Source organism: Lentzea sp. NPDC051208 (assembly GCF_040682435.1).
Taxonomy (GTDB): Bacteria; Actinomycetota; Actinomycetes; order Mycobacteriales; family Pseudonocardiaceae; genus Lentzea; species Lentzea kristufekii.
The window spans coordinates 35,625-58,835 of the sequence record NZ_JBFBAW010000016.1; the positions used below are offsets into that span (position 1 = coordinate 35,625).

The 23,211-nt window shown below is 68.5% G+C and carries 27 protein-coding genes and 2 pseudogenes; 3 read left to right on the forward strand and 26 right to left on the reverse strand.

The genetic code is table 11. From position 1 onward, the window contains the following. Positions 1-82: 82 nt before the first annotated feature. From AB0M48_RS32970 to AB0M48_RS32980, 3 genes are all read right to left on the reverse strand, one after another. Positions 83-598 (reverse strand): hypothetical protein, encoded by a 516-nt coding sequence (locus AB0M48_RS32970; RefSeq protein ID WP_363849403.1) that lies wholly within the window; start codon positions 596-598, stop codon positions 83-85. A 207-nt stretch (positions 599-805) separates the two neighbouring features. After that, positions 806-1,084: a hypothetical protein gene (locus AB0M48_RS32975; RefSeq protein ID WP_363849404.1), complete on the reverse strand. Its 279-nt coding sequence runs from the start codon at positions 1,082-1,084 to the stop codon at positions 806-808. A gap of 143 nt (positions 1,085-1,227) precedes the next feature. Continuing rightward, entirely contained in the window at positions 1,228-1,971 is a 744-nt protein-coding gene (locus tag AB0M48_RS32980) for a class I SAM-dependent methyltransferase (protein ID WP_363849405.1), read from the reverse strand. Between the two features lie 96 nt (positions 1,972-2,067). Here AB0M48_RS32980 and AB0M48_RS32985 point away from each other — a divergent pair, with 96 nt between their 5' ends. Continuing rightward, complete coding sequence (locus tag AB0M48_RS32985; protein WP_363849406.1) at positions 2,068-2,886, forward strand: VOC family protein; 819 nt, start codon at positions 2,068-2,070, stop codon at positions 2,884-2,886. Here the strand turns inward: AB0M48_RS32985 and AB0M48_RS32990 are convergent. Beyond that, positions 2,883-3,038 carry a hypothetical protein gene (locus AB0M48_RS32990; RefSeq protein ID WP_363849408.1) on the reverse strand — a complete coding sequence of 52 codons (156 nt, stop codon included), beginning with the start codon at positions 3,036-3,038 and terminating at the stop codon, positions 2,883-2,885. The genes AB0M48_RS32985 and AB0M48_RS32990 overlap by 4 nt on opposite strands. Before the next feature lie 23 nt (positions 3,039-3,061). Then, positions 3,062-3,463 carry a hypothetical protein gene (locus AB0M48_RS32995; protein ID WP_363849634.1) on the reverse strand — a complete coding sequence of 134 codons (402 nt, stop codon included), beginning with the start codon at positions 3,461-3,463 and terminating at the stop codon, positions 3,062-3,064. Here AB0M48_RS32995 and AB0M48_RS33000 point away from each other — a divergent pair. Then, a pseudogene (locus tag AB0M48_RS33000) lies at positions 3,420-3,593 on the forward strand (alpha/beta fold hydrolase); the annotation flags it as partial. The gene AB0M48_RS32995 and the pseudogene AB0M48_RS33000 overlap by 44 nt on opposite strands. 205 nt (positions 3,594-3,798) lie before the next feature. Here AB0M48_RS33000 and AB0M48_RS33005 read toward each other — a convergent pair. From AB0M48_RS33005 to rpsB, 5 genes are all read right to left on the reverse strand, one after another. Then, positions 3,799-4,662: a phosphatidate cytidylyltransferase gene (locus AB0M48_RS33005; RefSeq protein ID WP_363849409.1), complete on the reverse strand. Its 864-nt coding sequence runs from the start codon at positions 4,660-4,662 to the stop codon at positions 3,799-3,801. Between the two features lie 66 nt (positions 4,663-4,728). Further along, positions 4,729-5,286 (reverse strand): ribosome recycling factor, encoded by a 558-nt coding sequence (frr, locus tag AB0M48_RS33010; protein ID WP_363849411.1) that lies wholly within the window; start codon positions 5,284-5,286, stop codon positions 4,729-4,731. 61 nt (positions 5,287-5,347) lie between these two features. Beyond that, the gene (gene pyrH / locus AB0M48_RS33015; protein ID WP_266042912.1) at positions 5,348-6,094 is read right to left on the reverse strand and encodes a UMP kinase; all 747 of its coding nucleotides are present in this window, start codon (positions 6,092-6,094) and stop codon (positions 5,348-5,350) included. Positions 6,095-6,179: 85 nt separating this feature from the next. Then, entirely contained in the window at positions 6,180-6,995 is an 816-nt protein-coding gene (gene tsf, locus AB0M48_RS33020; RefSeq protein ID WP_363849412.1) for a translation elongation factor Ts, read from the reverse strand. Positions 6,996-7,066: 71 nt separating this feature from the next. Further along, positions 7,067-7,909 (reverse strand): 30S ribosomal protein S2, encoded by an 843-nt coding sequence (rpsB, locus tag AB0M48_RS33025; RefSeq protein ID WP_319982432.1) that lies wholly within the window; start codon positions 7,907-7,909, stop codon positions 7,067-7,069. 370 nt (positions 7,910-8,279) lie between these two features. On the opposite strand from rpsB, the gene AB0M48_RS33030 reads away from it, so the two are divergent. Further along, positions 8,280-8,744, forward strand: a complete 465-nt coding sequence (locus AB0M48_RS33030; RefSeq protein WP_363849415.1) for a M23 family metallopeptidase — start codon at positions 8,280-8,282, stop codon at positions 8,742-8,744. Between the two features lie 1,092 nt (positions 8,745-9,836). Here AB0M48_RS33030 and AB0M48_RS33035 read toward each other — a convergent pair. The 16 genes and pseudogenes from AB0M48_RS33035 to AB0M48_RS33110 form a co-directional block, all read right to left on the reverse strand. After that, the gene (locus AB0M48_RS33035; RefSeq protein WP_319982434.1) at positions 9,837-10,832 is read right to left on the reverse strand and encodes a FliA/WhiG family RNA polymerase sigma factor; all 996 of its coding nucleotides are present in this window, start codon (positions 10,830-10,832) and stop codon (positions 9,837-9,839) included. After that, complete coding sequence (locus tag AB0M48_RS33040) at positions 10,807-11,784, reverse strand: tyrosine recombinase XerC (RefSeq protein WP_363849417.1); 978 nt, start codon at positions 11,782-11,784, stop codon at positions 10,807-10,809. Before AB0M48_RS33040 ends, AB0M48_RS33035 begins: the two co-directional genes overlap by 26 nt. A 316-nt stretch (positions 11,785-12,100) precedes the next feature. Next, on the reverse strand, positions 12,101-13,252 hold the full coding sequence (dprA, locus tag AB0M48_RS33045) for a DNA-processing protein DprA (RefSeq protein ID WP_363849419.1): 1,152 nt from the start codon (positions 13,250-13,252) through the stop codon (positions 12,101-12,103). Positions 13,253-14,090: 838 nt separating this feature from the next. Continuing rightward, the gene (locus AB0M48_RS33050; RefSeq protein ID WP_363849420.1) at positions 14,091-15,611 is read right to left on the reverse strand and encodes a YifB family Mg chelatase-like AAA ATPase; all 1,521 of its coding nucleotides are present in this window, start codon (positions 15,609-15,611) and stop codon (positions 14,091-14,093) included. Between the two features lies 1 nt (position 15,612). Then, positions 15,613-15,984 carry a YraN family protein gene (locus AB0M48_RS33055; protein WP_363849422.1) on the reverse strand — a complete coding sequence of 124 codons (372 nt, stop codon included), beginning with the start codon at positions 15,982-15,984 and terminating at the stop codon, positions 15,613-15,615. 254 nt (positions 15,985-16,238) lie between these two features. Further along, a complete protein-coding gene (locus AB0M48_RS33060; RefSeq protein ID WP_030479657.1) occupies positions 16,239-16,562 on the reverse strand; it encodes a DUF2469 domain-containing protein in 324 nt (107 codons plus the stop codon). Further along, positions 16,562-17,353: a ribonuclease HII gene (locus AB0M48_RS33065; RefSeq protein WP_363849424.1), complete on the reverse strand. Its 792-nt coding sequence runs from the start codon at positions 17,351-17,353 to the stop codon at positions 16,562-16,564. Before AB0M48_RS33065 ends, AB0M48_RS33060 begins: the two co-directional genes overlap by 1 nt. Then, positions 17,350-18,213 carry a signal peptidase I gene (gene lepB / locus AB0M48_RS33070; protein WP_363849425.1) on the reverse strand — a complete coding sequence of 288 codons (864 nt, stop codon included), beginning with the start codon at positions 18,211-18,213 and terminating at the stop codon, positions 17,350-17,352. Before lepB (AB0M48_RS33070) ends, AB0M48_RS33065 begins: the two co-directional genes overlap by 4 nt. Before the next feature lie 16 nt (positions 18,214-18,229). Then, positions 18,230-18,958: pseudogene (lepB, locus tag AB0M48_RS33075) on the reverse strand (signal peptidase I); the annotation flags it as partial. Positions 18,959-18,961: 3 nt separating this feature from the next. Further along, the gene (gene rplS / locus AB0M48_RS33080; protein WP_363849426.1) at positions 18,962-19,321 is read right to left on the reverse strand and encodes a 50S ribosomal protein L19; all 360 of its coding nucleotides are present in this window, start codon (positions 19,319-19,321) and stop codon (positions 18,962-18,964) included. A 152-nt stretch (positions 19,322-19,473) separates the two neighbouring features. Next, positions 19,474-20,220 carry a tRNA (guanosine(37)-N1)-methyltransferase TrmD gene (gene trmD / locus AB0M48_RS33085; protein ID WP_363849428.1) on the reverse strand — a complete coding sequence of 249 codons (747 nt, stop codon included), beginning with the start codon at positions 20,218-20,220 and terminating at the stop codon, positions 19,474-19,476. Beyond that, complete coding sequence (rimM, locus tag AB0M48_RS33090) at positions 20,210-20,725, reverse strand: ribosome maturation factor RimM (RefSeq protein ID WP_363849430.1); 516 nt, start codon at positions 20,723-20,725, stop codon at positions 20,210-20,212. The genes trmD and rimM overlap by 11 nt, the downstream gene beginning before the upstream one ends. A gap of 19 nt (positions 20,726-20,744) precedes the next feature. Then, on the reverse strand, positions 20,745-20,984 hold the full coding sequence (locus AB0M48_RS33095; RefSeq protein WP_090066400.1) for an RNA-binding protein: 240 nt from the start codon (positions 20,982-20,984) through the stop codon (positions 20,745-20,747). After that, the gene (rpsP, locus tag AB0M48_RS33100; protein WP_319982443.1) at positions 20,981-21,424 is read right to left on the reverse strand and encodes a 30S ribosomal protein S16; all 444 of its coding nucleotides are present in this window, start codon (positions 21,422-21,424) and stop codon (positions 20,981-20,983) included. Before rpsP ends, AB0M48_RS33095 begins: the two co-directional genes overlap by 4 nt. 123 nt (positions 21,425-21,547) lie before the next feature. Further along, positions 21,548-22,279 (reverse strand): 5-oxoprolinase subunit PxpA, encoded by a 732-nt coding sequence (locus AB0M48_RS33105; protein ID WP_363849432.1) that lies wholly within the window; start codon positions 22,277-22,279, stop codon positions 21,548-21,550. Continuing rightward, on the reverse strand, positions 22,279-23,055 hold the full coding sequence (locus AB0M48_RS33110) for a type II CAAX endopeptidase family protein (RefSeq protein WP_363849433.1): 777 nt from the start codon (positions 23,053-23,055) through the stop codon (positions 22,279-22,281). Before AB0M48_RS33110 ends, AB0M48_RS33105 begins: the two co-directional genes overlap by 1 nt. Positions 23,056-23,211 lie beyond the last annotated feature (156 nt).

A 23,211-nucleotide genomic window follows, 5' to 3' on the forward strand; every position in this document is an offset into this window, starting at 1 on the left:
CACTCCCGGCGAGATGGGTTTCCCCGTACCGGATCACCTGTTCGAACGCCGATCGTGCGTGTGCGTGTGCGTGTGCGTGGCTTCAGCGCGGGTCCCGTCGAGATCCCGCGCCGGAGCAGTCCCGAGGCTGGAGAAGGACGCCGCGATCTCCTTCCGCTGAAAGCCATTCCTCGGATTCGTGCAATTCGATGAGGGCACGAACGGAATTCCGGGCCTTTGGATCCGCGGCTTGAACCGCAGTATCGAAGGCCCGCACAGCGACCGATCCGGATCGGACAAGGATCAGCAGCACGTTGCCGCTGTTGTCCCGCGGCAGTGCAACCAGGTCCTTGGCCGCCGCGGCCACTCCTGCTCCGAAGTCAGCCTGCGGGAATCTCGCCAAAGCCCCGTAGACAGCCTGATGGGCACCGTAGTCCTCCTCCGCGGTCAGCGAAGCGACGAGAGCCGCCACTCCAGCGATGCCCTCACCTCCGGTGACCCCGTCGGCCAGTTCGACATAGCGGTTCCATCGCCGCTCCGCCTCCTCCTGAGCAACGTCGTCACCGTCTTGCACGAGTTCGCCGCACTCGACGATTTCCAGCTTCGAATCAGGCAACACGTGGGCTTCCGTTCGTTTACTCGGTCAGGGCATCCCGTCGGCGAGCTTCTGCGCCCTGGCTCTGACCGCCCGGTTCGAGCTCATGCTCGCCCACATCTCGGAGATGGCTACCTGGTATTCCACACGCACTGACGTACCGACCACCTCGACGGTCGTCCCGTCATCGGTTCGAAGGTCGTCACCGGCCATCAAGTCCTCGGCGATCGTTCAGCGGCTCTTGTGACCGTCCACGATCCAGAACTCGTGCCCGCCGGTCGCTGCCAGCGCATCGGTCCTGTCCCCTACCGCCCCGTCGGTGTCGATCGTGATCGTCACTCGTGTACACCACAAGCAGACGGCACAGGACGGGCCGTTCGCAGGCTGGACGAAGCTGGCCGACTCCCGGACCGGGAACGCGTGGCCGACGGATACCGAGCCGTCGATGGTCGCGCTGAGCACGGGCAAAGTCGTGGTGATGTACCGCAGTGCCGACGAGGTGACTTTCACCTTCGAGTCAGCACCTGCCTCCGCGGGCGTGGCAGCCCGGTCGGCCTCGACCAGCAGCGGTAACGGGTTCGTCGGCGGTCCCTCACCGAAGCCACAGCACTGAAACGAACGGCGGGAAGGCTTCGCGGAGGCTTCCCGCCGCATCAGACGATCAACCCGGTCGGCTTGTGCCGGACGTGCAACCGGTAGCCGACCGGGAAACTCAGTCCGTTCACGGACGCGATCGCCCGTTCGGCCACCTTCGCGGAGAACTCGATGCGCAACACCGCTTCCAGGTCCTCGCGCTTCTCGAAACGCCATTCCGCGGTCACCCGGCGAAGCGAGAACCCGTTGTCCGCGAAGAACTTCTCGACCACGGCCGGGTCGTAGCGCGGTTCGTCGGCGCACAGCCATGGCCCGTACGGAGCGGCCGAGCCGTCCAGGTCGACGATCGCGATCGCGCCGCCCGGCCGCAGCACGCGGTCCGCCTCGCGCAGTCCCGGTTCGCAGCCCGGTCCGAAGAAGTACGCCGTTCGGGCGTGCACCAGGTCGGCCGAAGCGTCGTCGAGCGGGAGCCCTTGTGCCGGACCGGAAACGACGCGGGCGTTCGGCAGTGAGGCCACGCGGTGCTTGGCGCGCACGACCAAGGGCGGGTGGGGTTCGACGCCCGTGACGGACTTCGCCGCCTGCGCGAAAAGCGGCAGGTGGAAGCCGTCGCCGCAGCCGACGTCCACGACGTCCCGGTCAGCGAACGGACACTCTTCGCTCAACGCTGCCCAGATCGCGCCGTGGACGTCCTGCGCGCGGTTCTCCACCTCGTACACGTCGGGCCAGTGCCAGATGTTCGGACTGGGCACGACGTCTGCTGGACGCACCGCGTTCCACGCCGCCCGCACGAATCCCCTCACGCGGACACTGTAGGACCTCCATTTGCCTGTGACCGTACGAATTCGTCCAATCACGGCGTAGCGTGTTGGCATCTCTTTCCCCTGCAGGAGGCGGCAGTGTCGATCGCGCCCAACACGCCCCAGCTCGCGCCGTTGCTGTCCGGAAGTCCGTGCTGGGTCGAGAGAACCGTCGACGACCTCAAGGGCGCGATCGAGTTCTACACCGGCCTGTTCGGCTGGCACTACGCCGACGACGACGGCTACACGGTGGCGATGGTGGACGGCGTCCCCGTCGCCGGGTTACCGCAGGGTGATCCGGACGCGTGGCGGTTATACCTGGTCACACCCCATGCGCGGGCTACCGCGGAGAAGGCTTTCCACCTCGGCGGGTCGGTGCTGCGCAACCCCGAGGACGCCGCCGACCACACGCAGAGCACGGTGATCGCCGACCCGACCGGCGCCGTCGTCGGGTTCCGGCACGTGCCACCGGACTGGCGGTTCGGCACGGGCGGGCACGGCGCCTACGCGTGGGCCGAGCTGAACACCCGTGACGGCGCGGCGGCCGACGAGTTCTTCGGCGAGCTGTGCCACTACGACATCACGCAGATCGGCGACGGGCACCGGCTGGACTACGCGTCATGGTCCGTCGAGGGCACCGAGGTGATCGGCCGCCAGAAGATGGGGCGCGAGTTCCCGTACGGGGAGCGCTCCCACTGGATGGTGTACTTCAACGCCGCGCCCGAGATCGGCACCGACTCGGTGGCGTACCGGGTGCTGGAGCTCGGCGGCCGGGTGACCGTCGAGCCCTATGACACCCCGTTCGGACGCATCACCGTCGTCGAGGACCACGCGGGAATGGCCTTCTCCGTGATCGACCCGTCCCGCCAGATCGAAGCCGAGCCGCGCACCGGGATCGACGACCCGTTCGACGACTAGCCCGGGAACGTGGGGGGCATCAGTCCCGGCGCCAGCGGGGTGTACTTCAGACAGGTCGGCACCTGACCGACGGGATACTGGCCCATGGCGAGGCCCTCCATCAGGCCGTCGCCTCCGGCGATCATGCCGATCGCCAGCACGGCGTTCGGCATGATGGCGTCGGGAACGGTCGCGATCAGACGCCTACCGCGACGAGGTCTACGTCTTCGGCGACGGCCGCGACGTCGAGGTCTTCGGCGTGGGCGGTGGCTGCAAGGAAGCCCGCGCCGAAATCACCGGGCAGTCCGCGGACGTCGTCCAGATCACGCTGGTCACGATCACCAAGCAGCCTCCGGGCACCCTGTGCAGCCAGGAGGTCCGTCAGGTGCCACTGGCGGTCCGCCTGGACGCGCCTCTCGGGAACCGTCGCCTGGTGCTCGAAGCCCGCGAGGAAACCGGCTGATACGTGGATTTCCAGCCCGTTGACGATGTACGGCCCGTAGACCTGCCGTATGGCGATCGCGTACTGCGTGTGTACGACGTGGGTACAGGCCTCCGCCGCCGCTGATGTAGCGCACATCGCCGACTCGCTCGGCATCTCGGAGTTCGCGGTCGCCGGACACTCCGGCGGCGCACCACACGCCCTCGCGTGCGCCGCCCTGTTGCCCGACCGCGTCACCGCCGTCGTGGCCGGCGCGTCGTTGGCACCCTTCGACGCGACCGGCCTCGCCCTTGCTGGCGTCGAAGGTGGCGAACGACGTCATCACGCGGACGAACGTGTCCGCGGTGAGGTCCGGGACCAACTGCGGTTCGGTGCATCTGCGCGCGAAGAACCGGGTGATCGCGCCGACGTCGGCGCGGTAGATCCGCTCGAACGCCGCCAGTACCTCGTGGTCTCTCACAACCACTACTTGCGGCGTTGCGCGGAAAACGTCACAGGGGCGGTGGCACGAAGAGGTGCAGCAGCAGCCAGGAGGCGACCGCGGACGGAAGGAGCGAGTCCATCCGGTCCATCAGGCCGCCGTGGCCGGGCAGCAGCGTGCCCATGTCCTTGATGCCGAGGTCGCGCTTGATCAGCGACTCGACCAGGTCGCCCGCGGTGGCCGTGACGACGAGCGCGATGCCGAACAACGCGCCCTGCCACCACTGGCCGTCGAGCAGCATCGTCACCGTGAGCGCGCCGCCGACCGCGCCCGCGGTCAGCGAACCGGCGAAGCCCTCCCAGGACTTCTTCGGGCTGATCGTCGGCGCCATCGGGTGCTTGCCGAGGAAGACACCGGCCGCGTAGCCGCCGACGTCCGACAGCACGACACCGATGATGAACGCGAACGCACGACCCGCGCCGTCCTCGGGAACGACGAGCATGGCCGCGAACGCCGCGAACAACGGGATGTACGCGATGGTGAACACCGAGGCGCTCAGATCGCGCAGGTAACCGTCGGAACCGCCGCGGAACCGCCAGATCATGCACACCAGGGCGGTGACCACGAACGCGGTCATCATGCCGGAGCGTTCGAGCGGCCACGACAGCCAGATGATCGCCTGGCCGCCGATCAGCGCCGGCCACAGGGCGATGTTGATGCCGGCCTTCTTGAACGCGTTCGCGATCTCCCACGTCGACACCGCCGCGGCTGCCGCGACGATGCCGATGAAGGTCTCCTTGACGGTCAGCAGCGACACGATGATCATGGCGCCGAGCCCCGCACCGACCAGGATCGCCGCCCGCAGGTCACGTCCCGCGCGCGACGGTTTCGACGTGGGCACGTCCGCGGGACCGCCTGCCACCTGTGCTCCCATCACAACCTCCGCCCGGCCAGGGCCATCACGCCTGCCGCGACTCGGCCGGGCGAACCTTCAGGGAAATCAGACTTCGAGAAGCTCGGCTTCCTTGTGCTTCACGAGCTCTTCGACCTGCGACACGTAGCGGTGGGTCAGAGCTTCGAGCTCCTTCTCACCACGGGCGCCGTCGTCCTCGCCGACCTCGCCGTCCTTGACGAGCCGGTCGATCTCTTCCTTCGCCTTGCGACGGACACCGCGAAGGGAGACCTTGGCGTCCTCGCCCTTCTGCTTGGCGACCTTCACCATGTCCCGGCGGCGCTCCTCGGAGAGCTGCGGGATGACGATGCGGATGATCGAACCGTCGTTGCTCGGGTTGACGCCCAGGTCGGAGTCCCGGATCGCCTTCTCGATGGCGTTCAGCTGGCCCGCGTCGTACGGCTTCACGACAGCCATCCGCGCCTCGGGGACCGTGATGCTGGCCATCTGGTTCAGCGGCGTCATGGAGCCGTAGTAGTCGATGTGGATGCGGTTGAACATCGAGGGAGTCGCACGACCGGTTCGGACGGAGGAGAGGTTCTCCTTCGCGACCGAAACCGCCTTTTCCATCTTCTCCTCGGCGTCGAGGAGGGTCTCGTCGATCACGACTGCTCCTTGCTCTGCGTTTTCGTGCCCAATTCCCGGTCCTGGAGAGATCCCACCAGGTCTAGAAGGCCGGGCGGCCACCGGGGGTGCTGACCAGGGTTCCGATCTTCTCACCACGCACCGCGCGCGCGATGTTCCCCTCGGTGAGGAGGTTGAAGACGAGGATCGGCATGTTGTTGTCCATGCAGAGGCTGAACGCAGTGGCGTCGGCGACGTTGAGACCGCGCTCCAGCACCTCGCGATGGGTGATGTTGTCGAACATCAGCGCGTCCGGGTCGATCTTGGGGTCGGCCGTGTAGACGCCGTCGACGGCCTTGGCCATCAGGACGATCTCGCAGCCGATCTCCAGCGCGCGCTGGGCGGCCGTGGTGTCCGTGGAGAAGTACGGCAGGCCGGCGCCACCGCCGAAGATCACGACGCGCTTCTTCTCGAGGTGGCGCATCGCGCGGCGCGGGATGTAGGACTCGGCGACCTGCGTCATCTGGATGGAGGTCTGCACGCGCGTGTCGATGCCGTGCTCGCGCTCGAGGAAGTCCTGCAGCGCCAGGCAGTTCATGACCGTGCCGAGCATGCCCATGTAGTCGGCGCGCGACCGGTCCATGCCGCGCTGCTGGAGCTCGGACCCCCGGAAGAAGTTGCCACCACCGATCACGACGGCCACCTGCACGCCGGACTTGTGGATGGCCGCGATCTGCCGGGCGACTGTCTGGACCACGTCGGGATCAACACCGACGCCACCACCGCCGAACATCTCGCCACCGAGCTTGAGCATCACCCGGCTGTAGCCGTGGCTACCTTCTTCGCTCACAGGTCCTCTCCTTTGGCCCCGGGGAACTTCTGTAGACACGCCAAGGGCGGGGTCGCTGGTACCCGCAACCCCGCCCTCGTGCGAATCAGCTCTGGCCGACCTCGAACCGAGCGAAACGGGTAACCGTCACGCCGGCCTCGTCCAGGAGAGCCTTGACCGTCTTCTTGCTGTCCGTCACGGAAGCCTGCTCGGTGAGCACGACGTCCTTGAAGAAGCCGTTGACGCGACCCTCGACGATCTTGGGGAGCGCGCCCTCGGGCTTGCCCTCCTCGCGAGCGGTCTCCTCGGCGATGCGACGCTCGTTGGCGACGAGCTCCTCGGGGACCTCGTCACGCGTGACGAACTTCGGGCGCATCGCGGCGATCTGCATCGCCGCACCCTTCGCGACCTCGGCGTTGTCACCGGTGTACTCGACCAGGACGCCCACGGCGGGCGGCAGGTCGGCAGCGCGCTTGTGCAGGTAGACCGAGACGGTGCCGTCGAAGTCGACGGCCTTGGCCAGCTCGAGCTTCTCGCCGATCTTGGCGGAGAACTCCTGGACCAGCGCGTCCACGGTCTTGCCGTCGACCTCGACGGCCTTGAGGGCCTCGACGTCGGCGACCTTGTTCGCCTTGGCGAGCGCGACGATGTCGTCGGCCAGGGCGATGAAGTCGGCGTTCTTGGCCACGAAGTCGGTCTCGCAGCGCAGCTCGATCATCGCGCCGTCCTTGACGGCGACGAGGCCGTTGGACGTGGTGCGCTCGGCGCGCTTGCCGACGTCCTTGGCGCCCTTGATGCGCAGGATCTCGACGGCCTTGTCGAAGTCGCCGTCAGCCTCGTCCAGCGCCTTCTTGCAGTCCATCATGCCGGCGGCGGTCAGCTCGCGGAGCTTCTTGACGTCCGCGGTGGTGTAGTTCGCCATCGTTTTCCTTCTGCGATGTACGCGCTTAGGTCACGAGGTGCCCGCTTGTCGCGGGCACCTCGTGGGGGAAATCAGGACTGGACGGGCTGCTCGGCCGGAGCCTCGGCCGGGGCCTCAGTCGCGACGGCGGCGTTGGTGGTGAGGAGCTCCTGCTCCCACTCCGCCAGCGGCTCGTCGCCCGCGACCTCGGGCTTGTCCTGGCCGTCGGCGGCGTCGCGACGGGCGCCGGAACGCTGCATGAGACCGGCGGCGGCGGCCTCGGCCACGACCTTGGTCAGCAGTGCGGCGGAACGGATCGCGTCGTCGTTACCCGGAATCGGGTAGTCGACCTCGTCCGGGTCGCAGTTGGTGTCGAGGATCGCGACGATCGGGATGTTCAGCTTGCGAGCCTCACCGACCGCGATGTGCTCCTTCTTGGTGTCCACGATCCACACGGCGCTGGGCACCTTGGACATGTCGCGGATACCGCCGAGCGTGCGCTCCAGCTTGTCCTTCTCGCGGTTCATCATCAGGATTTCCTTCTTGGTGAAACCCTGGAAACCGCCGGTCTGCTCCATCGACTCGAGCTCCTTGAGGCGCTGAAGCCTCTTGTGGACCGTCGAGAAGTTGGTGAGCATGCCGCCCAGCCAGCGCTGGTTCACGTAGGGCATGCCGACGCGGAGCGCCTCGTTGGCGATGGCCTCCTGCGCCTGCTTCTTCGTGCCGATGAACAGGATCGACCCGCCGTGCGCGACCGTCTCCTTGACGAACTCGAAAGCCCGGTCGATGTAGGTCAGCGTCTGCTGCAGGTCGATGATGTAGATGCCGTTGCGCTCGGTGAAGATGTAACGCTTCATCTTCGGGTTCCAGCGCCGGGTCTGATGCCCGAAGTGCACGCCGCTGTCAAGCAGCTGCCTCATGGTTACGACGGCCATGGCCGGTTCGCACCTCATCTGTCGGACGCGCGAGGTCTCGCCTTTGCGCGTCGGTTCGGTTGACGCTTCCGGCCGGGAGGCCTTCAGCCCTGGTGCCATTGCCGCCGTTCGCACCCGCGGAGCATCTCTGCACCGTCAGGACCGTCGAACGTCGTGACTCGACCCTGCTGGGATCAGCCGGTCGGATCTGCGTTGGCACGCGAAGTCGTCCCGCGCACAGACGGGACGCGCCCAAAAGTCTACTCCCCATCCCCGACAAACTTCGAATCGCCCCCACCTCGCCGGGCGTAGTTGTCCACAACCGGCGAGTTGTCCACAGTTTCCGCATACCCGCTGGTCCCCGAGGGTCCCTCTGGCCGACCGTTGACCCATGCCCCTCCTCCCCGCCGCCCTGCTGCTCACCACCCTCCTGAGCCCACCCGCCAGCCGCTTCAGCTGGCCTCTGCCCCCACCACACCCGGTGGTGCGCGCCTTCGAGGCCCCCGCCACCCCGTTCGGCCCAGGTCACCGGGGCGCCGACCTGTCCGCGCCGGCCGGCACCCCGGTGCTCGCCGCGGGCGACGCCACTGTCGTCTTCGCAGGTGCGGTAGCCGCCAGGACCCTCGTGTCGCTCCAGCACCGCAACGGCCTGCGCACCACCTACGAACCGATCGCTCCCTCCGTCACCGCGGGCCGCCCCGTTCGCCGGGGAGAGGTCATCGGCCACCTGCAGGCGGGCCACTGCCCGTCCCCGTGCCTGCACTGGGGCGCCCGCCGGGGCGACGCCTACCTGGACCCGCTCCGACTGGTCAGCTCAGGCCGCGTACGCCTGCTACCGCTGGCGGCGCCTACCTAGCCGCCCACTCAGTCCCACGCCGCGCATCACCCCGCGCGGCGTCTCCAACGGGCGCTTCCCCGCCACTTCCCAGGCGGCAGGACAGCGGCGCACCCCGACACCCGCCGCAGCGCCCGTCAGGCGCCGGGAGGCGGCCACCCGCTCACTCAGGCCGCCTCCCGGCCCGTCTGCCTCACGTCAACCACCCGCAGCGCCGCTACCGCATCCCACGAGGGTCGCTGCGCCACTGCGCAAGCTTGGCTTCTCCGGCTCGGTCGGCTCCCCCGGCTCGGTCGGCTCCCCCGGCTCGGTCCGAGCTTCGACCACAACCGCAGCTGGCAACGCCTCCCCAGGCCCGCCCGCTGCAGCCCAGGACGACATCTCGTCAACCCAGACCGCAGCGCGGCTCACCGTCCCGGCGCCGCTCAGGACGCCTTCGTCGCCGACCTCACCACGGCACGAAGCCGTCAGCGCTGGCCGCACGGCCACCCCCGCAAGGACGACTCGCACGCGATCACCACGACGAATCCGTCCGCCTGACCCTGTCCGCCTGACCCTGTCCATCGGAGGCGGTCCACCTGAGGCGGTCCACCGTCCTGGCCGTCAACACCACGCCATGCCGTCCGCAACGATCGTCACGGCACCACCAGGGCATGCCCGAAGTCCTCGCCCACCCGGTCGCGGAGCGATCACCCGCCGATCCAGGCGGTATCCAGCCGCCCGATTGCCTGCACGCATGTCCGCCGGCTACCCGATTGCCGCTGTGACCGTTGGCCTGGCCGGGCGAACGCGGACCGGCTGATCGCGAAATGCCGTGCCTTGTGGCGCAGGCCGTCGCCGACACGCGACGGCGGACTCCATCGGGTCCGGTGTCAGCGCGGTGCTCGGCGGCTGGTGCGGCGCTCGTCCGCCTCGCGGCTCGGGCGTTCTGGCGGATGCCCGAGTGGGCACGGGGTGTGCTTGGAGTGGATCCAAGGCCACCCGTTCGAGTGAATTAGGCCTGGCAGCGGGCAGAAAGGAGGTGTGAAGCGGCTTTTTGGGGCTTGTAAAGCTTCTCGGTACGGGCGTTCGGCAGCCCGGCACTCGCCAGGCTGCTGAAGGATCGAGGTGCGGTCAGGCCTCGGACTGCTCGTTGAGCTTCGTGCGCAGGCGCAGGACTGCGCGGGTGTGCAGCTGGCAGACCCTGGACTCGGTCACTCCGAGCACCTTGCCGATCTCGGCGAGGGTCAGGTTCTCGAAGTAGTAGAGCGTCACGACCACGCGGTCGCGTTCTGCCAGCTGGGCGATCGCGTCGGCCAGCTGACGGCGGCCGTCCTGGTCGACGAGGCTCGCCACCGGGTCTTCCGCGGCGTCGTCGGGCAGCGACTCCGCCAGGGAGGAGCCGCCCTTGTTCGGGGCGATCAGCTCGTCGAGAGCGACGACGCTGGTGAGTTGCAGCTGGCCGTAGAGCTCGCGGAGTTCGGCCAGACCGATCTTGAGCTCTGCGGCGAGCTCGCGGTCGGTGGGCGTGCGCTGCAGCTTGGCGCCGAGGCGTTCGAGGGCTCGTTCGACGTCGCGGGCCCGGCTGCGGACCGAGCGCGGCACCCAGTCCTGCGAGCGCAGGTCGTCGAGGATCGCGCCGCGAATGCGCTGCATGGCGTAGGTCTCGAACTTGAGGCCGCGTTCCGGCTCGAACTTCTCGATCGCGTCGACCAGGCCGAAGATGCCGGACTGGATCAGGTCGGCCACGTCCACGTGTGCGGGCAGGCCCGTGCCGACGCGGCCGGCGACGTACTTGACCAGCGGCGCGTAGTGCAGCACCAGGCGGTCGCGCTGGCTCTGCTCGCGGGACTCGCCGTAGCTGCGCCACAGGGCGACGATGCCGGCTTCGACGTCGTCACCGGACCGCACGTCCGTGCGCGTCACCGCAGTCGGAACGGCCGCGGGCGTGCCGTTGACATGCGTGTCGGCACCGGGCTCGGGGGTCGCCTCGGTGCGTGGCGCGCCGTTCTGACGGTGCCCGTTGCTCGCCTGCTTCGACGCTGGTGCGGGCAGGACGGGTTCAGGGGGCACGGTCGCCGTACGCGATCCTCCCCCTGCGGCGTCAGGAACGGGGGTGGGTTCGGTCATGGATCGCCTTCAGCCGTTCGACAGTGACGTGTGTGTAAAGCTGAGTCGTTGCGAGCGTAGCGTGACCAAGCAGTTCTTGGACGGTGCGCAGGTCCGCTCCTCCTTCCAGCAAATGGGTCGCAGCGGAGTGGCGCAACCCGTGCGGCCCGATGTCCGGTGCATCCGGTACCACGGCGACGACCTCGTGCACCAGAGTTCGGACGGCCCGCTGGTTCAGCCGGCCGCCGCGGGCGCCGAGGAACAACGCCGGCGGCGAATCCGGTGCTACCAGGGCATTTCGGCCCTCGTTCACCCATCGCCGCACCGCACGCTCGGCAGGCACGCCGAACGGAACGCTGCGCTCGCGACCACCTTTGCCCAGAACTCGAATCACCCTTAGGGAGTAGTCCACGTCGTCGAGATCAAGACCACAGAGTTCGGCCACGCGGATACCTGTGGCGTACAGCAACTCCACCACGGCCTGATCACGCAGCGCAACCGGATCACCTTGGGACGCGCCAGAGGATACGGCCCTCATCGCGTCCTTGGCCTGGTCTTCACGCAACACCGACGGCAGCGTCCGGTGCGGCCGCGGAGCAGCGAGCCGAGGCCCCGGATCCGATGCCAAATGCCCTGCTCGGTGCGCCCACGCGGTGAACGCGCGCGAAGCGGCTGCGCGCCGCGCAAGTGTCGTGCGGCTCGCACCTGTGGCGTGTTGCGCGGCAAGCCATGACCGCAGATTCGTGAGGTCGATGCGCCCAAGATCTGCGTTTTCCGGGATATTCCCCGCGACATGTCCGAGCAACGCCACCGCGTCACCGACGTAAGCGCGCACCGTGTGCGGCGACAGGTCGCGCTCCAACATCAGGTGCCGTTCGTACTGCCGCAACACGCCTTCCACGTTCGCCGGCAGTTTTTCGCGCAGGCGAACGAGGTCGACACGACGTGTCCGACCATGCGGCGGCGGGGACATAGGCCAAGACGCTGCGCCAGTCGGGGCGTTTGGTCAAGTATCGCCACACCCTCGCGCCATATGGGAGCGCTCTCATGATCGGCGTGACGATAACGTTTCAACTCCCTGTGACGACCACGGGTGCAGCGGCACCTGCAGATCACCTTTCGGAGTAGCGACAGCGGCCAGCGCCACCGATCTGAACTCACAGAAGCCCTGAACAGGCCAAACGCCACCTGCGCCAACCTGGCGACGGCTCACCAAACCGCTGACAACTCCCTTCTCCGAAGACAAAGCCGCAGGTCAGGCGCAGCTCACTATCCACAGTGGACGAACGTCACCCCAGCTCCAGCTTCTGCCAGCCCTGATCCACCTGCATTGCGAGCCCGGCGAGTTCCAGTTCGGGCAGCAACGCCCGCACCCGGTCCAACGGCACCCCGGACTCGACCGACACGGCCTCGTCGCTGACGCCGTTGCGCTTCCCGAGGGCCTCGTACACCCTCATCGCCTCTCCCTGAGGTGCCCCGAGGTCGCTTTCCTTCTGAGCGGGCCGAGTGGCGAGGTCGTCACCGAACCGCCCCACCGACTCGACGATCTCCGCCACCGAACTCACTGACTCCGCGTGCCCGTCCCGCAACAACTCGTGACAACCGACCGAACTCGCCGACGTCACCGGTCCCGGCACGACCATCAACGGCCGACCCAGCGCGAGCGTGATCGCCGCCGTGTTCTTGGCCCCGCTGCGCCGCCCGGCCTCCACGACCACGGTGCCACCGCCCAACGCGGCGATGAGCCGGTTGCGCGTGAGAAACCGATGCCGCGCAGGCGTCACGCCGGGCGGGTACTCGCTGACGATCAACCCTTCGCGCGCGACCCTGCCGAGCAATCCCTGATGGCCACCGGGATAGGCGATGTCCGCACCACACGCCAGCACCGCGATCGTCACCCCGCCGGCCCCGAGCGAACCGCGATGAGCAGCACCGTCGATCCCGTACGCAGCCCCGGAGACAACGGTCATCCCCGCCAACGCCAGCCCGTAGGCGAACTCGCCGGCAACGTGCTCGCCGTACCCGCTGGCGGCCCGAGACCCGACCACGGCAACGGCCTTGTCCACCACGTCGGCCAGGAAGTGCGGCCCCCGCACCCACAGCGCGAGCGGCTCACCTCCACACCGCCGGGCAGCCACGTTCTCCAGCGCGAGGAACGGCCACCGAGGCCACTCCTCGTCCTCAGGAATGACCAGCCGCCCGCCACGCCGGGCGATGAGGTCGAGGTCAGCATGGGCGTGTTCCTCGGCCCGGCGCGCCGACGTCTGACTGGCCACCGAAGGCGAAACTTCGCCGGCCCTCACCCGCTCCGCGGCCTCAACGGGCCCGACGTCGGCGACCAGCGTGGCGAGTGCCGCCGGATAGGGCTCCGCGACACGAGACAGGTAGGCCCTGGCCAGGCGCACGGCATCGGTGGCCGGCGCGGTCTGTGGTGCCGTCACCGGAACCACCACCAGGGCAGCCAGCGCTGCCAGGGCTCAGGACGCCACGGATTCGGTGGGCTGGCTCCTGATGTGCGCCTTCGGACCGTGCATTGCAGCAACAGCGCTGGCACCGCGGCCGCCGCGGTGGTGATGGAGGTCGCGGCAGGAACGAGGTGTGGGGTCATGGTCGAGCTCCTTGTTCGGCGGAGTTCATGAGGTTCGAGGGGCATGAGAAAGGGACGGGTGGTGAGCGGGTCGCCCGCTGGGGAAAGGACGGGCGACCCGCCCGGACCGGACACGAGCCGAGGCTCGGAGCTCGTGTCCGGTGGGTTCGGGCGCCTGGGTTGGGACAGGCGCCCGAACGTTTCGGTGGGGTGGGTGCCGGGCGAGGAGCGGGAGTGGGGCTCCGCGCCCGGCGGCATGGGAAAGGCCGGGTTCGGATGGCTCGCGCCGGGTTCGGCCTGGGACGGCGGGAGCGGGAGCGTGGCAGGTCTGGCGAGAACGGAGACGTTGGGGAGGAGACGGCGACGAGAACGGAAATGCGGGTAGGGGGGCTACTGGGCGCCGGTCAGGTGAGCGGGTGCTCGCAGGGACGAGCACCCGCTCGACTGGGGCCGGCCGCGGAGTCGGGGCGTTGAAGCTCCGCGACCGGCGGATCGGGGCGGGGCTCTGAAGCTCCGCGTCTCGTGGTGGTGTGCGACAGCAGGGGTCGTGGGCCTGGGCTCTGGCCTGGTGTTTGGGCTTCGGAGGCCAGGACTCCAAGCAGCAGCGCCGGGAGCGACGGCTGCGGGGTACCAGAGAGGGGTGCGGCCGCGTTGAGGCTGCGGGGCGCGTTGGAGGACCAGGCCGGGGGCGGTCAGGGGGCTCGGCGTTCTCGGAAGTGGAGGGCTGCGGCTACGTGGTCCTGGGTTGGGCGGTCGGCCTCTGCCAGGTCGGCGAGGGTCCAGGCGACTCGTAGGCAGCGGTCGGCTCCTCGGCCCGTCAGGGCGCCTAGGGCCAGGGCTCGGTCCAGTAGGGCCGTTGTTGGCCTTGGGAGTGCGAACTCTTTTCGTAGGGCTGGGCCTGGTACCAGGGCGTTCGCCGGCCAGGTGTGGCCGTGGGCCGACCAGCGGGTGGCGGCTCTTGTCCTGGCTTTCAGGACTCTGGCTCTTACTACCGCTGTTGGTTCTGGTGGGGTGGCGTCTGCGTTCGCCATGGCTGTTGTCGCTCTCATGCGGACCCTCAGGTCCACGCGGTCGAGCAGTGGGCCGGAGAGGCGGGACCGGTAGCGGCGGCGGACTGTCGAGGTGCAGATGCAGTCCGTTTCCTTCGGTGGGGCGCAGGGGCACGGGTTGGTGGCGAGGATCAGCTGGAAGCGGGCCGGATAGCGGGCTATGCCGTCTCGGCGTGGAATGCGGACCTCGCCCTCTTCCAGGGCCGTGCGGAGGGCGTCGATGGTCTTCTGGCCGAACTCGCAGGCCTCGTCCAGGAACAGGACGCCCTTGTGGGCGCGGGAGGCGGCGCCTGGCTTCGCCATGCCGCTGCCGCCGCCTATCAAGGCCGCTATCGACGTCGTGTGGTGGACGTTGACGAACGGCGGGCTGGCCACGAGGGGGTAGTCGGAGGAGAGGACGCCCGCAACCGAGTGGACGGCTGTCACCGCCAGCGACTCCTGGCGCGTCAGCGGCGGGAGGAGGCCCGGGAGGCGTTCGGCCAGCATCGTCTTGCCGGTGCCCGGCGGGCCTGTCAGCAGGAGGTGGTGGGCGCCTGCCGCGGCCACCTCCAGGGCCCAGCGGGCCTCTGGCTGACCCACGACGTCGGCCAGGTCCGGGACGGCCGGGAGCGGTGGGGCGGCCGGCTGCGGTGGCGGGTGCAGTGGCACGGGCTCCTTGCGGAGCCACGCCAGGACCTCGGCGAGGGTCTGGGCGCCGTGGAGGTCGATGCCGTCGACCAGGGCCGCCTCCGGCAGGGCGTCCACCGGGACGATCGCTGTCGTTAGGCCTGCGCGGCGGGCCGCGAGCAGGGCGGGCAGCGTGCCGCGGACCGCGCGGACCCGGCCGTCCAGGGCCAGTTCGCCCAGCAGGACGGTGGTGCCCAGGCGCTCGCACGGGATCGAGCCGGCTGCGGCGAGGGTGGCGCAGGCGATGGCGAGGTCGTAGCTGCTGCCGCCCTTGGGCAGGTTCGCCGGGGACAGGCCCAGGACGATGCGCTGCTTCGGCCACTCCTCCTCGCTGTTGCGGACGGCGGCCTTCACCCGCTCCTTCGACTCGTGCAGGGACGCGTCGGGCAATCCGAGGAGGTGGGTGCGGGGCTGGCCCACGCCCACGTCGGCCTCGATCTCGACCGCGATGCCGTCGACGCCGTGGAGGGCGACGGACCAGGCCTGCGCCAAGCCCATCTCAGGCTCCCCGCAGGTGCTGCAGGCGCGGCTCGCCGGAGGAAGGCCAGGTGACCGAGATCAGGTCGATGCGGACGGTGCACCAGCCGACGCCGTGCGACGCGAGCCAGCGCAACGCCGTGCGGCGCAGGCGGGAGAGCTTGCGTTGGTCGACGGCCTCGTCCGGGCGGCCCCAGGCCGGACCGGACCTCGTCTTGACCTCGCAGACGACCAGGCGGTCGCCCTCCACGGCCACGACGTCGAGCTCACCGTCGCGGCACGTCCAGTTCCGCGACAGGACGACCAGGCCCTGCCCCTCCAGGTACCTGCACGCCAGATCCTCGCCCTGGCGCCCCATCTCCTGCTGCCTGGTCTCGACCAGTGCCTGTGCCACCACTGCCCTCGCCTCCCTGCGGGTCGTTGGACACGACCTTGCAGGGCGGGACGGGGTGGGCGGCCGGGCCGCGGGGAATCTGTGGACAACTCGGCGGCTGTGGACAAGTCAGCCGTTGTAGATCTTGAACCGACGGAATCGTCGGTGGGGTGTGCTAGGAGCGTGGCCCGAAACGCCGCCGTGAGATTTCGCGGCCGCACGGGCTCATCGCGGTACCGCGGACGACACCGCCAACGTTTCGGGTCACTCCTCTTTCAGCTGGGGAAAGGGCCGCTCTCCGGCAGCCGGAGATCCGGCTTGTCCAGCTCCTCCACGTTCACGTCCTTGAACGTGATGACACGAACGTTCTTGACGAACCTTGCAGGGCGGTACATGTCCCACACCCATGCATCCGACATGCGCACCTCGAAGTACACCTCGCCGTCGGCGTTGCGCACCTGCACGTCCACCGAGTTGGCCAGGTAGAAACGCCGTTCGGTCTCCACGACGAACGAGAACTGGCTGACTATGTCGCGGTACTCCTTGTACAGCGACAGCTCCATCTCGGTCTCGTACTTCTCGAGATCCTCTGCACTCATTACGCCTCCGCGCGGGTCATCTGCTCCGCGCCCTCACTCGTCGCGAGCTCCCCGGCGTCAGCCGGGGTTGCATCATTCTGGACCACGGCCTGCGCGGTTGTGCCGCGCGCCACCCTGTGCGGCGCGGCGAGACCGTGCTTGGCAGCTGCCGCTGCCACATTTACATACGACCAGCGATGCTCCGCACACGGCCCGTGTTCCATCAACGCCGCCGTGTGGTCGGGCGTGCAGTAGCCCTTGTGCACGTTGAAACCGTACTCGGGATGACGATCATGCAGATCCGCCATGATCCGGTCCCGCGTGACCTTGGCCAGCACCGATGCCGCTGCCACGCACGCCGCGGCCTGGTCCCCCTTGAGCACCGCGACGCTCGGCGCAGGCATTCCCGGCACCTTGAAGCCGTCCGTCAGCACGTATCCGGGATGCGTCTCCAGCTGCGCCACAGCACGCCGCATGCCCTCGATGTTCATGACGTGAATGCCCAGCCAGTCGATGTCGGCGGGCGGAACCACCACGACCGAGTGATCGAGCGCACGCTTGAGCACCAGGTCGTACATCCGATCGCGGGCCGCCGCCGTCATCAGCTTCGAGTCGGTCAGCCCTTCGAACCGCGCAGCATCACCCGGTCGGAGGACACACGCGGCGATCACCAACGGGCCGGCGCACGGCCCACGGCCCGCCTCGTCCACGCCGGCGACGGGACCGAGGCCCCGGCGCTCCAGCGTGCTCTGCAACGCCCAGTTCCCCGCGGAGCCCCGCACCACCGCGCGGGGCGGCATCAGCATGGTCATCGGCGGAATCGGTCTCGCACTCGACGCCCGAGCAGCAGAAGCGGCCACGCGCCGACGATACCGAGCCCCAGCGGCACGTTCTCCTGCCAGCCCGGCGCGCCCATCGAAACGACCTGCGGGTTGTGGTCGGACACCCCGCCCCACCTCGACGGAGGCAGCACGATCACGCGCGCCTTGCCGATCACGTCGCCCACCGGCACGAGCCCGTTGAGCCCGCCCTGGCCCTGGCAGCGCGAGTCGCACGAGTGGTTGCGGTTGTCGCCGAGCACGAACAGCATCCCGTCCGGGATCTTGAGCTCCTCGAACGACTCCTGCTCGGCCGGCGTGCCCTCGTCGAAGTGCTTGTACGGCTCGTCGAGCGGCTTGCCGTCCACCGTCACGCGGTTCTGCTCGTCGCAGCACTTCACGGTCTGCCCGCCGACGGCGATCACGCGCTTGACGAAGTCCTCCTCGTTCGCCGACGGCAGTCCGACCAGCGAGCCGAGCCACGCCAGGCCCTCCGAGATCGGGTTGCCCGGCTCGGCGGAGACGAAGTCGTTCTGCCACGACGGCGGCCCGCGGAACACGATCACGTCGCCCGGCGCCGGATCGGTGAAGCGGAAGGTGACCTTGTCGACGAGCACCCGGTCGCCGTAGCAGTCGGTGCACCCGTGCAGCGTCGTCTCCATCGACTCGGACGGGATCATGTAGACGCGGCCGAGGAAGATCTGGATGCCGATCGCGAGGCCGAACGCGACCAGGATGAGGACAGGCAGTTCCTTCCAGAAGTTGCCCTTTTTCTTCTGCTTCGCGGGCTTGTCCGAAGCGTCCGAACCGGGCTCGTCGGCGGGAGGGTTCTGCTCTGGAGCGTCGTCGACCACGAGATCAGCCTAGGGGCTGGGGGTTGTGATCCGACACAACACTCCACCGATCTTTCGGGAAAACGACGTACCGGGCCTTCCCGATGACGTTCTCGACCGGCACGGTGCCCGCTACGCCCCCGCCGCCCTGTTTGCGCGAGTCGGTGGAGTTCATCCGGTTGTCCCCCATCACGAACAACCGTCCATCCGGTACGCGGATCGGCGCGAACGGCTCGTGGTCGGCGGGCGAAGTACCGGCCTGCCAATGCACGTACGGCTCGTCGAGCGGTTTGCCGTCCACAACGACACGGTGCTGCTCGTCGCAGCACATCACGGTCTGGCCGGGCAACGCGATCACGCGCTTCACGAAGTCGCGCTCGTTCGCCGGGGCGATGCCCAGCAGCGAACCGATGTTCTGCACGAAACCCGCGACGGGGTTGGTCGAGCGGGTGCCGCGGAAGTCGGCCGACGTCCACGCCTCGGGGCCGCGGAACACGACCACCTCGCCCGGCTCGATGTCGCTGAAGCCGTAGGTGAGCTTGTCGACCAGGACGCGGTCGTTCTCGCAGCCGGTGCAGCCGTGCAGCGTGTTCTCCATCGACGCCGAGGGGATCACGTAGACCCGCGCCACGAACGCCTGGATCAGCACCGTCAGCACGACGGCCGTCACGACGACGTAGAGGATTTCTCTCCAGACAGGAGTACGCCCCCGCTCCGGTTCATCCGGAGCGGAGGCGTCCTCGAAGTCTTCTGGGCTCGAAGCCACCGATCAGGAGACCGGACGGGCCTCGCGCTTCTCCTTGATCTTGGCAGCCTTGCCGCGCAGGTCGCGCAGGTAGTACAGCTTGGCGCGACGCACGTCACCGCGGGTGACGACCTCGACCTCGGCGATGTTCGGGGAGTGCAGCGGGAACGTGCGCTCGACACCGACACCGAACGAGACCTTGCGGACGGTGAAGGTCTCGCGGATGCCGCCGTTCTGACGACGGATCACGACGCCCTGGAACACCTGGACGCGCTCGCGCGAGCCCTCGATGACGCGGACGTGAACCTTCAGCGTGTCACCGGCGCGGAAGGCCGGGATGTCAGTGCGCAGCGACTGGGCGTCAAGCGCGTCCAGGATGTTCATCGGTGGTTCCTCACGTGTTTTGAACTCCCCAGAGCATGCTCCATGGCTGTGCACGACATGATGGGGGTCGGCTTGTGTGCGCACGCCGGTATCACACCGGCTTCGGCAACTGTTCCAGTGTGCCAGACCAGGCACTCCGGAATGAAATCGGGCTAGTCCCCACCCTCGCGCAGGCGCGCGAGCAGGGCTCGGTCGTGCTTGTCGAACGCGTCCGCCGGCAACGATTCCAGCAGGTCGGGACGCCTTTCAAAGGTCCTGGCGAGTGACTGGTCACGGCGCCAGCGGTTGATCAGCCTGTGGTTGCCGGAACGCAGCACGTCCGGCACCGCCAGGTCGCGCCACACCTCGGGCCGCGTGTAGCTCGGCCCTTCGAGCAGCCCGTCCTGGAACGAGTCCTCGGCGTGCGACTTCGGGTTGCCGAGCACCCCGGGCAGCAACCGCGCGACCGCTTCCACGATCGCGAGCACCGCCACCTCACCACCGACCAGCACGTAGTCACCGATGGACACCTCATCGACGCGGACGCGCCGTGCGGCGTCATCGACCACACGCTGGTCAATGCCCTCGTAGCGACCGCACGCGAACACGAGGTGCGACTCGTTCGCGTACTCGTGCGCGACCGCCTGCGTGAACGGACGCCCGGCCGGCGTCGGCACGACGAGACGCGTCTCGTCCGTGCACACGTCGTCCAGGGCGGGACCCCAGATGTCGGCCTTCATGACCATGCCGGGCCCACCGCCGTACGGGCTGTCGTCGACAGCCTTGTGCACGTCCTGGGTCCAGTCGCGGAGGTCGTGCACGCCGACGCTGATCAGGCCCTTGTCGATCGCCTTCCCGAGCAACGCCGCGCGCAGCGGCGCGAGGTACTCGGGGAAGATCGTGACGACGTCAATCTGCATCGAGCAGGCCCTCTGGCGGATCGATCACGACACGACCGCCGCGCACGTCCACGGTGGGCACGATCTCGCGCACGAACGGGATGAGCGCCTCCCCCTGGTCACGGATGACCACGAGCAGCTCACCGCCGGGACCGTGCAGGATCTCCTTCACCGTGCCGATCTTCGTACCGTCGACGAGTTCGGCCGCGAGCCCTTCGAGCTCGTGGTCGTAGAACTCGTCCGGGTCGTCGATCGGCGGCAGGTCGTCGGTGCTGCCCAGCAGCAACGTGCCGCGCAACGACTCCGCGACGTCCCGTGTCACGACTTCCTCGAAACGCACGAGCAGCCGCCCGGCATGAGGCCGGGCGGCTGACACGGTGAGGCTTCGGGACGTGCCGTCACGCAGCTTCGCCTGGAGCGTGGCTCCTAGCGCGAACCGCATTTCGGGTGAATCAGTGCGCACGTCAACGGAAAGTTCACCGGTGATCCCGTGCGCCTTGGCCACGCGGCCGACGACGACGTCCATTTGCCCTTTGCAGCTTCGTTCAGCGGTCGGTGTCGACGACGTCGACCCGCACACCACGACCGCCGATACCGGCCATCACGGTGCGCAGAGCCGTCGCGGTGCGACCGCCACGACCGATCACCTTGCCGAGGTCGTCCGGGTGGACGTGGACCTCGAGGGTGCGGCCGCGGCGGGTCGTGACGAGGTTCACCCGGACTTCCTCCGGGTGGTCGACGATGCCGCGAACGAGGTGTTCGAGGGCGTCAGCCAACAAACTCACGCCTCGTCCTTGGGCGCCTCGGCCTCAGCCTTGGGGGCGTCGTCGGCCTTCTTGGCCTTCTTCGCCTTCGGCGTGGTGGCGTCGGTCATCGGCTCCGAGTTCGCGGCGGCCAGAGCGGCGGCGAACAGGTCGGCCTTCGACGTCTTCGGCTCCTTGACCTTCAGGGTGCCCTCGGCGCCCGGCAGGCCCTTGAACTTCTGCCAGTCACCGGTGATCTCGAGGATCCGCTGGACCGACTCGGTCGGCTGCGCGCCGACACCCAGCCAGTACTGCGCACGCTCGGAGTCGACCGCGATGAACGACGGCTCGTCCTTCGGGTGGTACTTGCCGATCGTCTCGATGGCCTTGCCGTCGCGACGGGTGCGCGCGTCGGCGACCACGATGCGGTAGTACGGCTGGCGGATCTTGCCGAGACGCTGAAGCTTGATCTTGACGGCCATTGGCCTGGTACTCCTCGAACTCTGTGTTGGTGGTTCGCACAGTCGTGGCCCGGGCAGAGGGGCCGGCCACGACGGACAGCGGGCAATTGTGCCAGATGGGGACCGGCGGATCCGAATCGGGTCCTACACGAACGGTGTCACGGTGCCGAGCGCTTCCCGAACCGCACGCGCGTGCGCGACCGCTCCGGGCGTGTCGCCGTGCACGCACAACGACTCCGCCTGCGTCTTGAGGACGGTGCCGTCGACCGCGACGAGTTCGCCCTCGAGCAGCCGGGTGGCCCGTTCGACGATCTGCGCGGTGTCGGTGAGCAGGGCGTCCGGCCGGCCGCGCGGGACCAGCGTGCCTTCCGGCGTGTAGCCGCGGTCGGCGAACGCCTCCTGGACGGGCCTCAAGCCCGCTAGCGAGGCCCTCTCCAGCAACTGGGAGCCGGGCAGGCCGAGGATCGGCAGGTCCTTGAACGCCTTGGTGCCGTTCACGACCGCCTCGGCCTGCTTCTCGTGGTGCACCGTGGCGTTGTAGAGCGCGCCGTGCGGCTTCACGTACACGACCTCAGTGCCTGCTGCTCGTGCGCACGCATCGAGCGCGCCGATCTGGTAGAGCACCTCGTCCGCGAGCTCGGTCGGGTCGGCGTCGATGAACCGCCGGCCGAACCCGGCCAGGTCGCGGTAGCTCACCTGGGCGCCGATCTTCACGCCGTTCTTCGCGGCTTCCTCGCAGACCTTGCGCATCGTGGACGGATCACCGGCGTGGAAGCCGCACGCGACGTTCGCGCTGGTGATGACGCCCAGCAGCGCGGCGTCGTCGCCGAGCTTCCAGATGCCGAAGCCCTCGCCGAGGTCGCTGTTCAGGTCCATCAGAGGACACCGACCGACAGGAGCAGGAGGGACAGTCCGGGCAGGAAGTTGTTCAGCACGTGCGCCACCATGCTCGCCCCGAGGCTGCGGGTGATCAGGCGGGCGACGCCGATGGGGATGGCGATCACGAGGAGCAGCCAGGTGCGCTGCGGTTCGAGGTGGCTGAGCGCGAAGATCACCGTGGTCAGCACGAACGCGGCCCACCTGCTCCAGCCCTGCCGCTCGACCGCGCCCCAGAGCAGCCCGCGGAAGATGATCTCCTCGCAGATCGGGCCGATGAAGCTCATGTAGAGGAACATCGTGATGGCGGCGGCCAGCGGCAGGTTCGCGTTGCTGAAGAGCTCGCCGATGGCGCTCGTGGCGTTGTCCTTGCCGACGATCTTCGCCCACACGGTGGCGGCGGCGTAGGTGAAGACCAGGCCGATGACGCCGATCTTGAGACCGAAGACGACGTCCGCCTTGGTCAGGCTCAGCCGCAGGTCGATGACGGGACCGTTGCCGCGCACGTACGTGATCAGGATGGCGACCGCGGCCGCGAGCATGATCGGCACCAGCGAGCCGACCAGCACGAGCGACGTCGAGGTCTCCAGCGTCGCGCCGAAGCTGGCCCCCACGGCCGTGATGAACACGGCGCTCAGGATGAAAACCGCTTCCACCAGCAGGAACGCGCCGAATCCCCAGCGCTGGCCGACCCTCTCGGGCTCCGGGTTGCGGCTGATGTCCCGCACGCTCTCGATGAAGCCGCGCTTCGGCTTCAGGGATTCCGGCTCACTCACGCTCTGCAATTTAGTCACACCGCGGCTACCAGCGGTGGAACAGCGGGCAATGCCACCCTCATGATCAGCCACCTCGCGATCGACGCCGCCGGCCCCAGAATGCGAGGCTACTGTGCGGCACCGGCGGAAACCCGGCCGAGCATCTGGTCAAAAGAT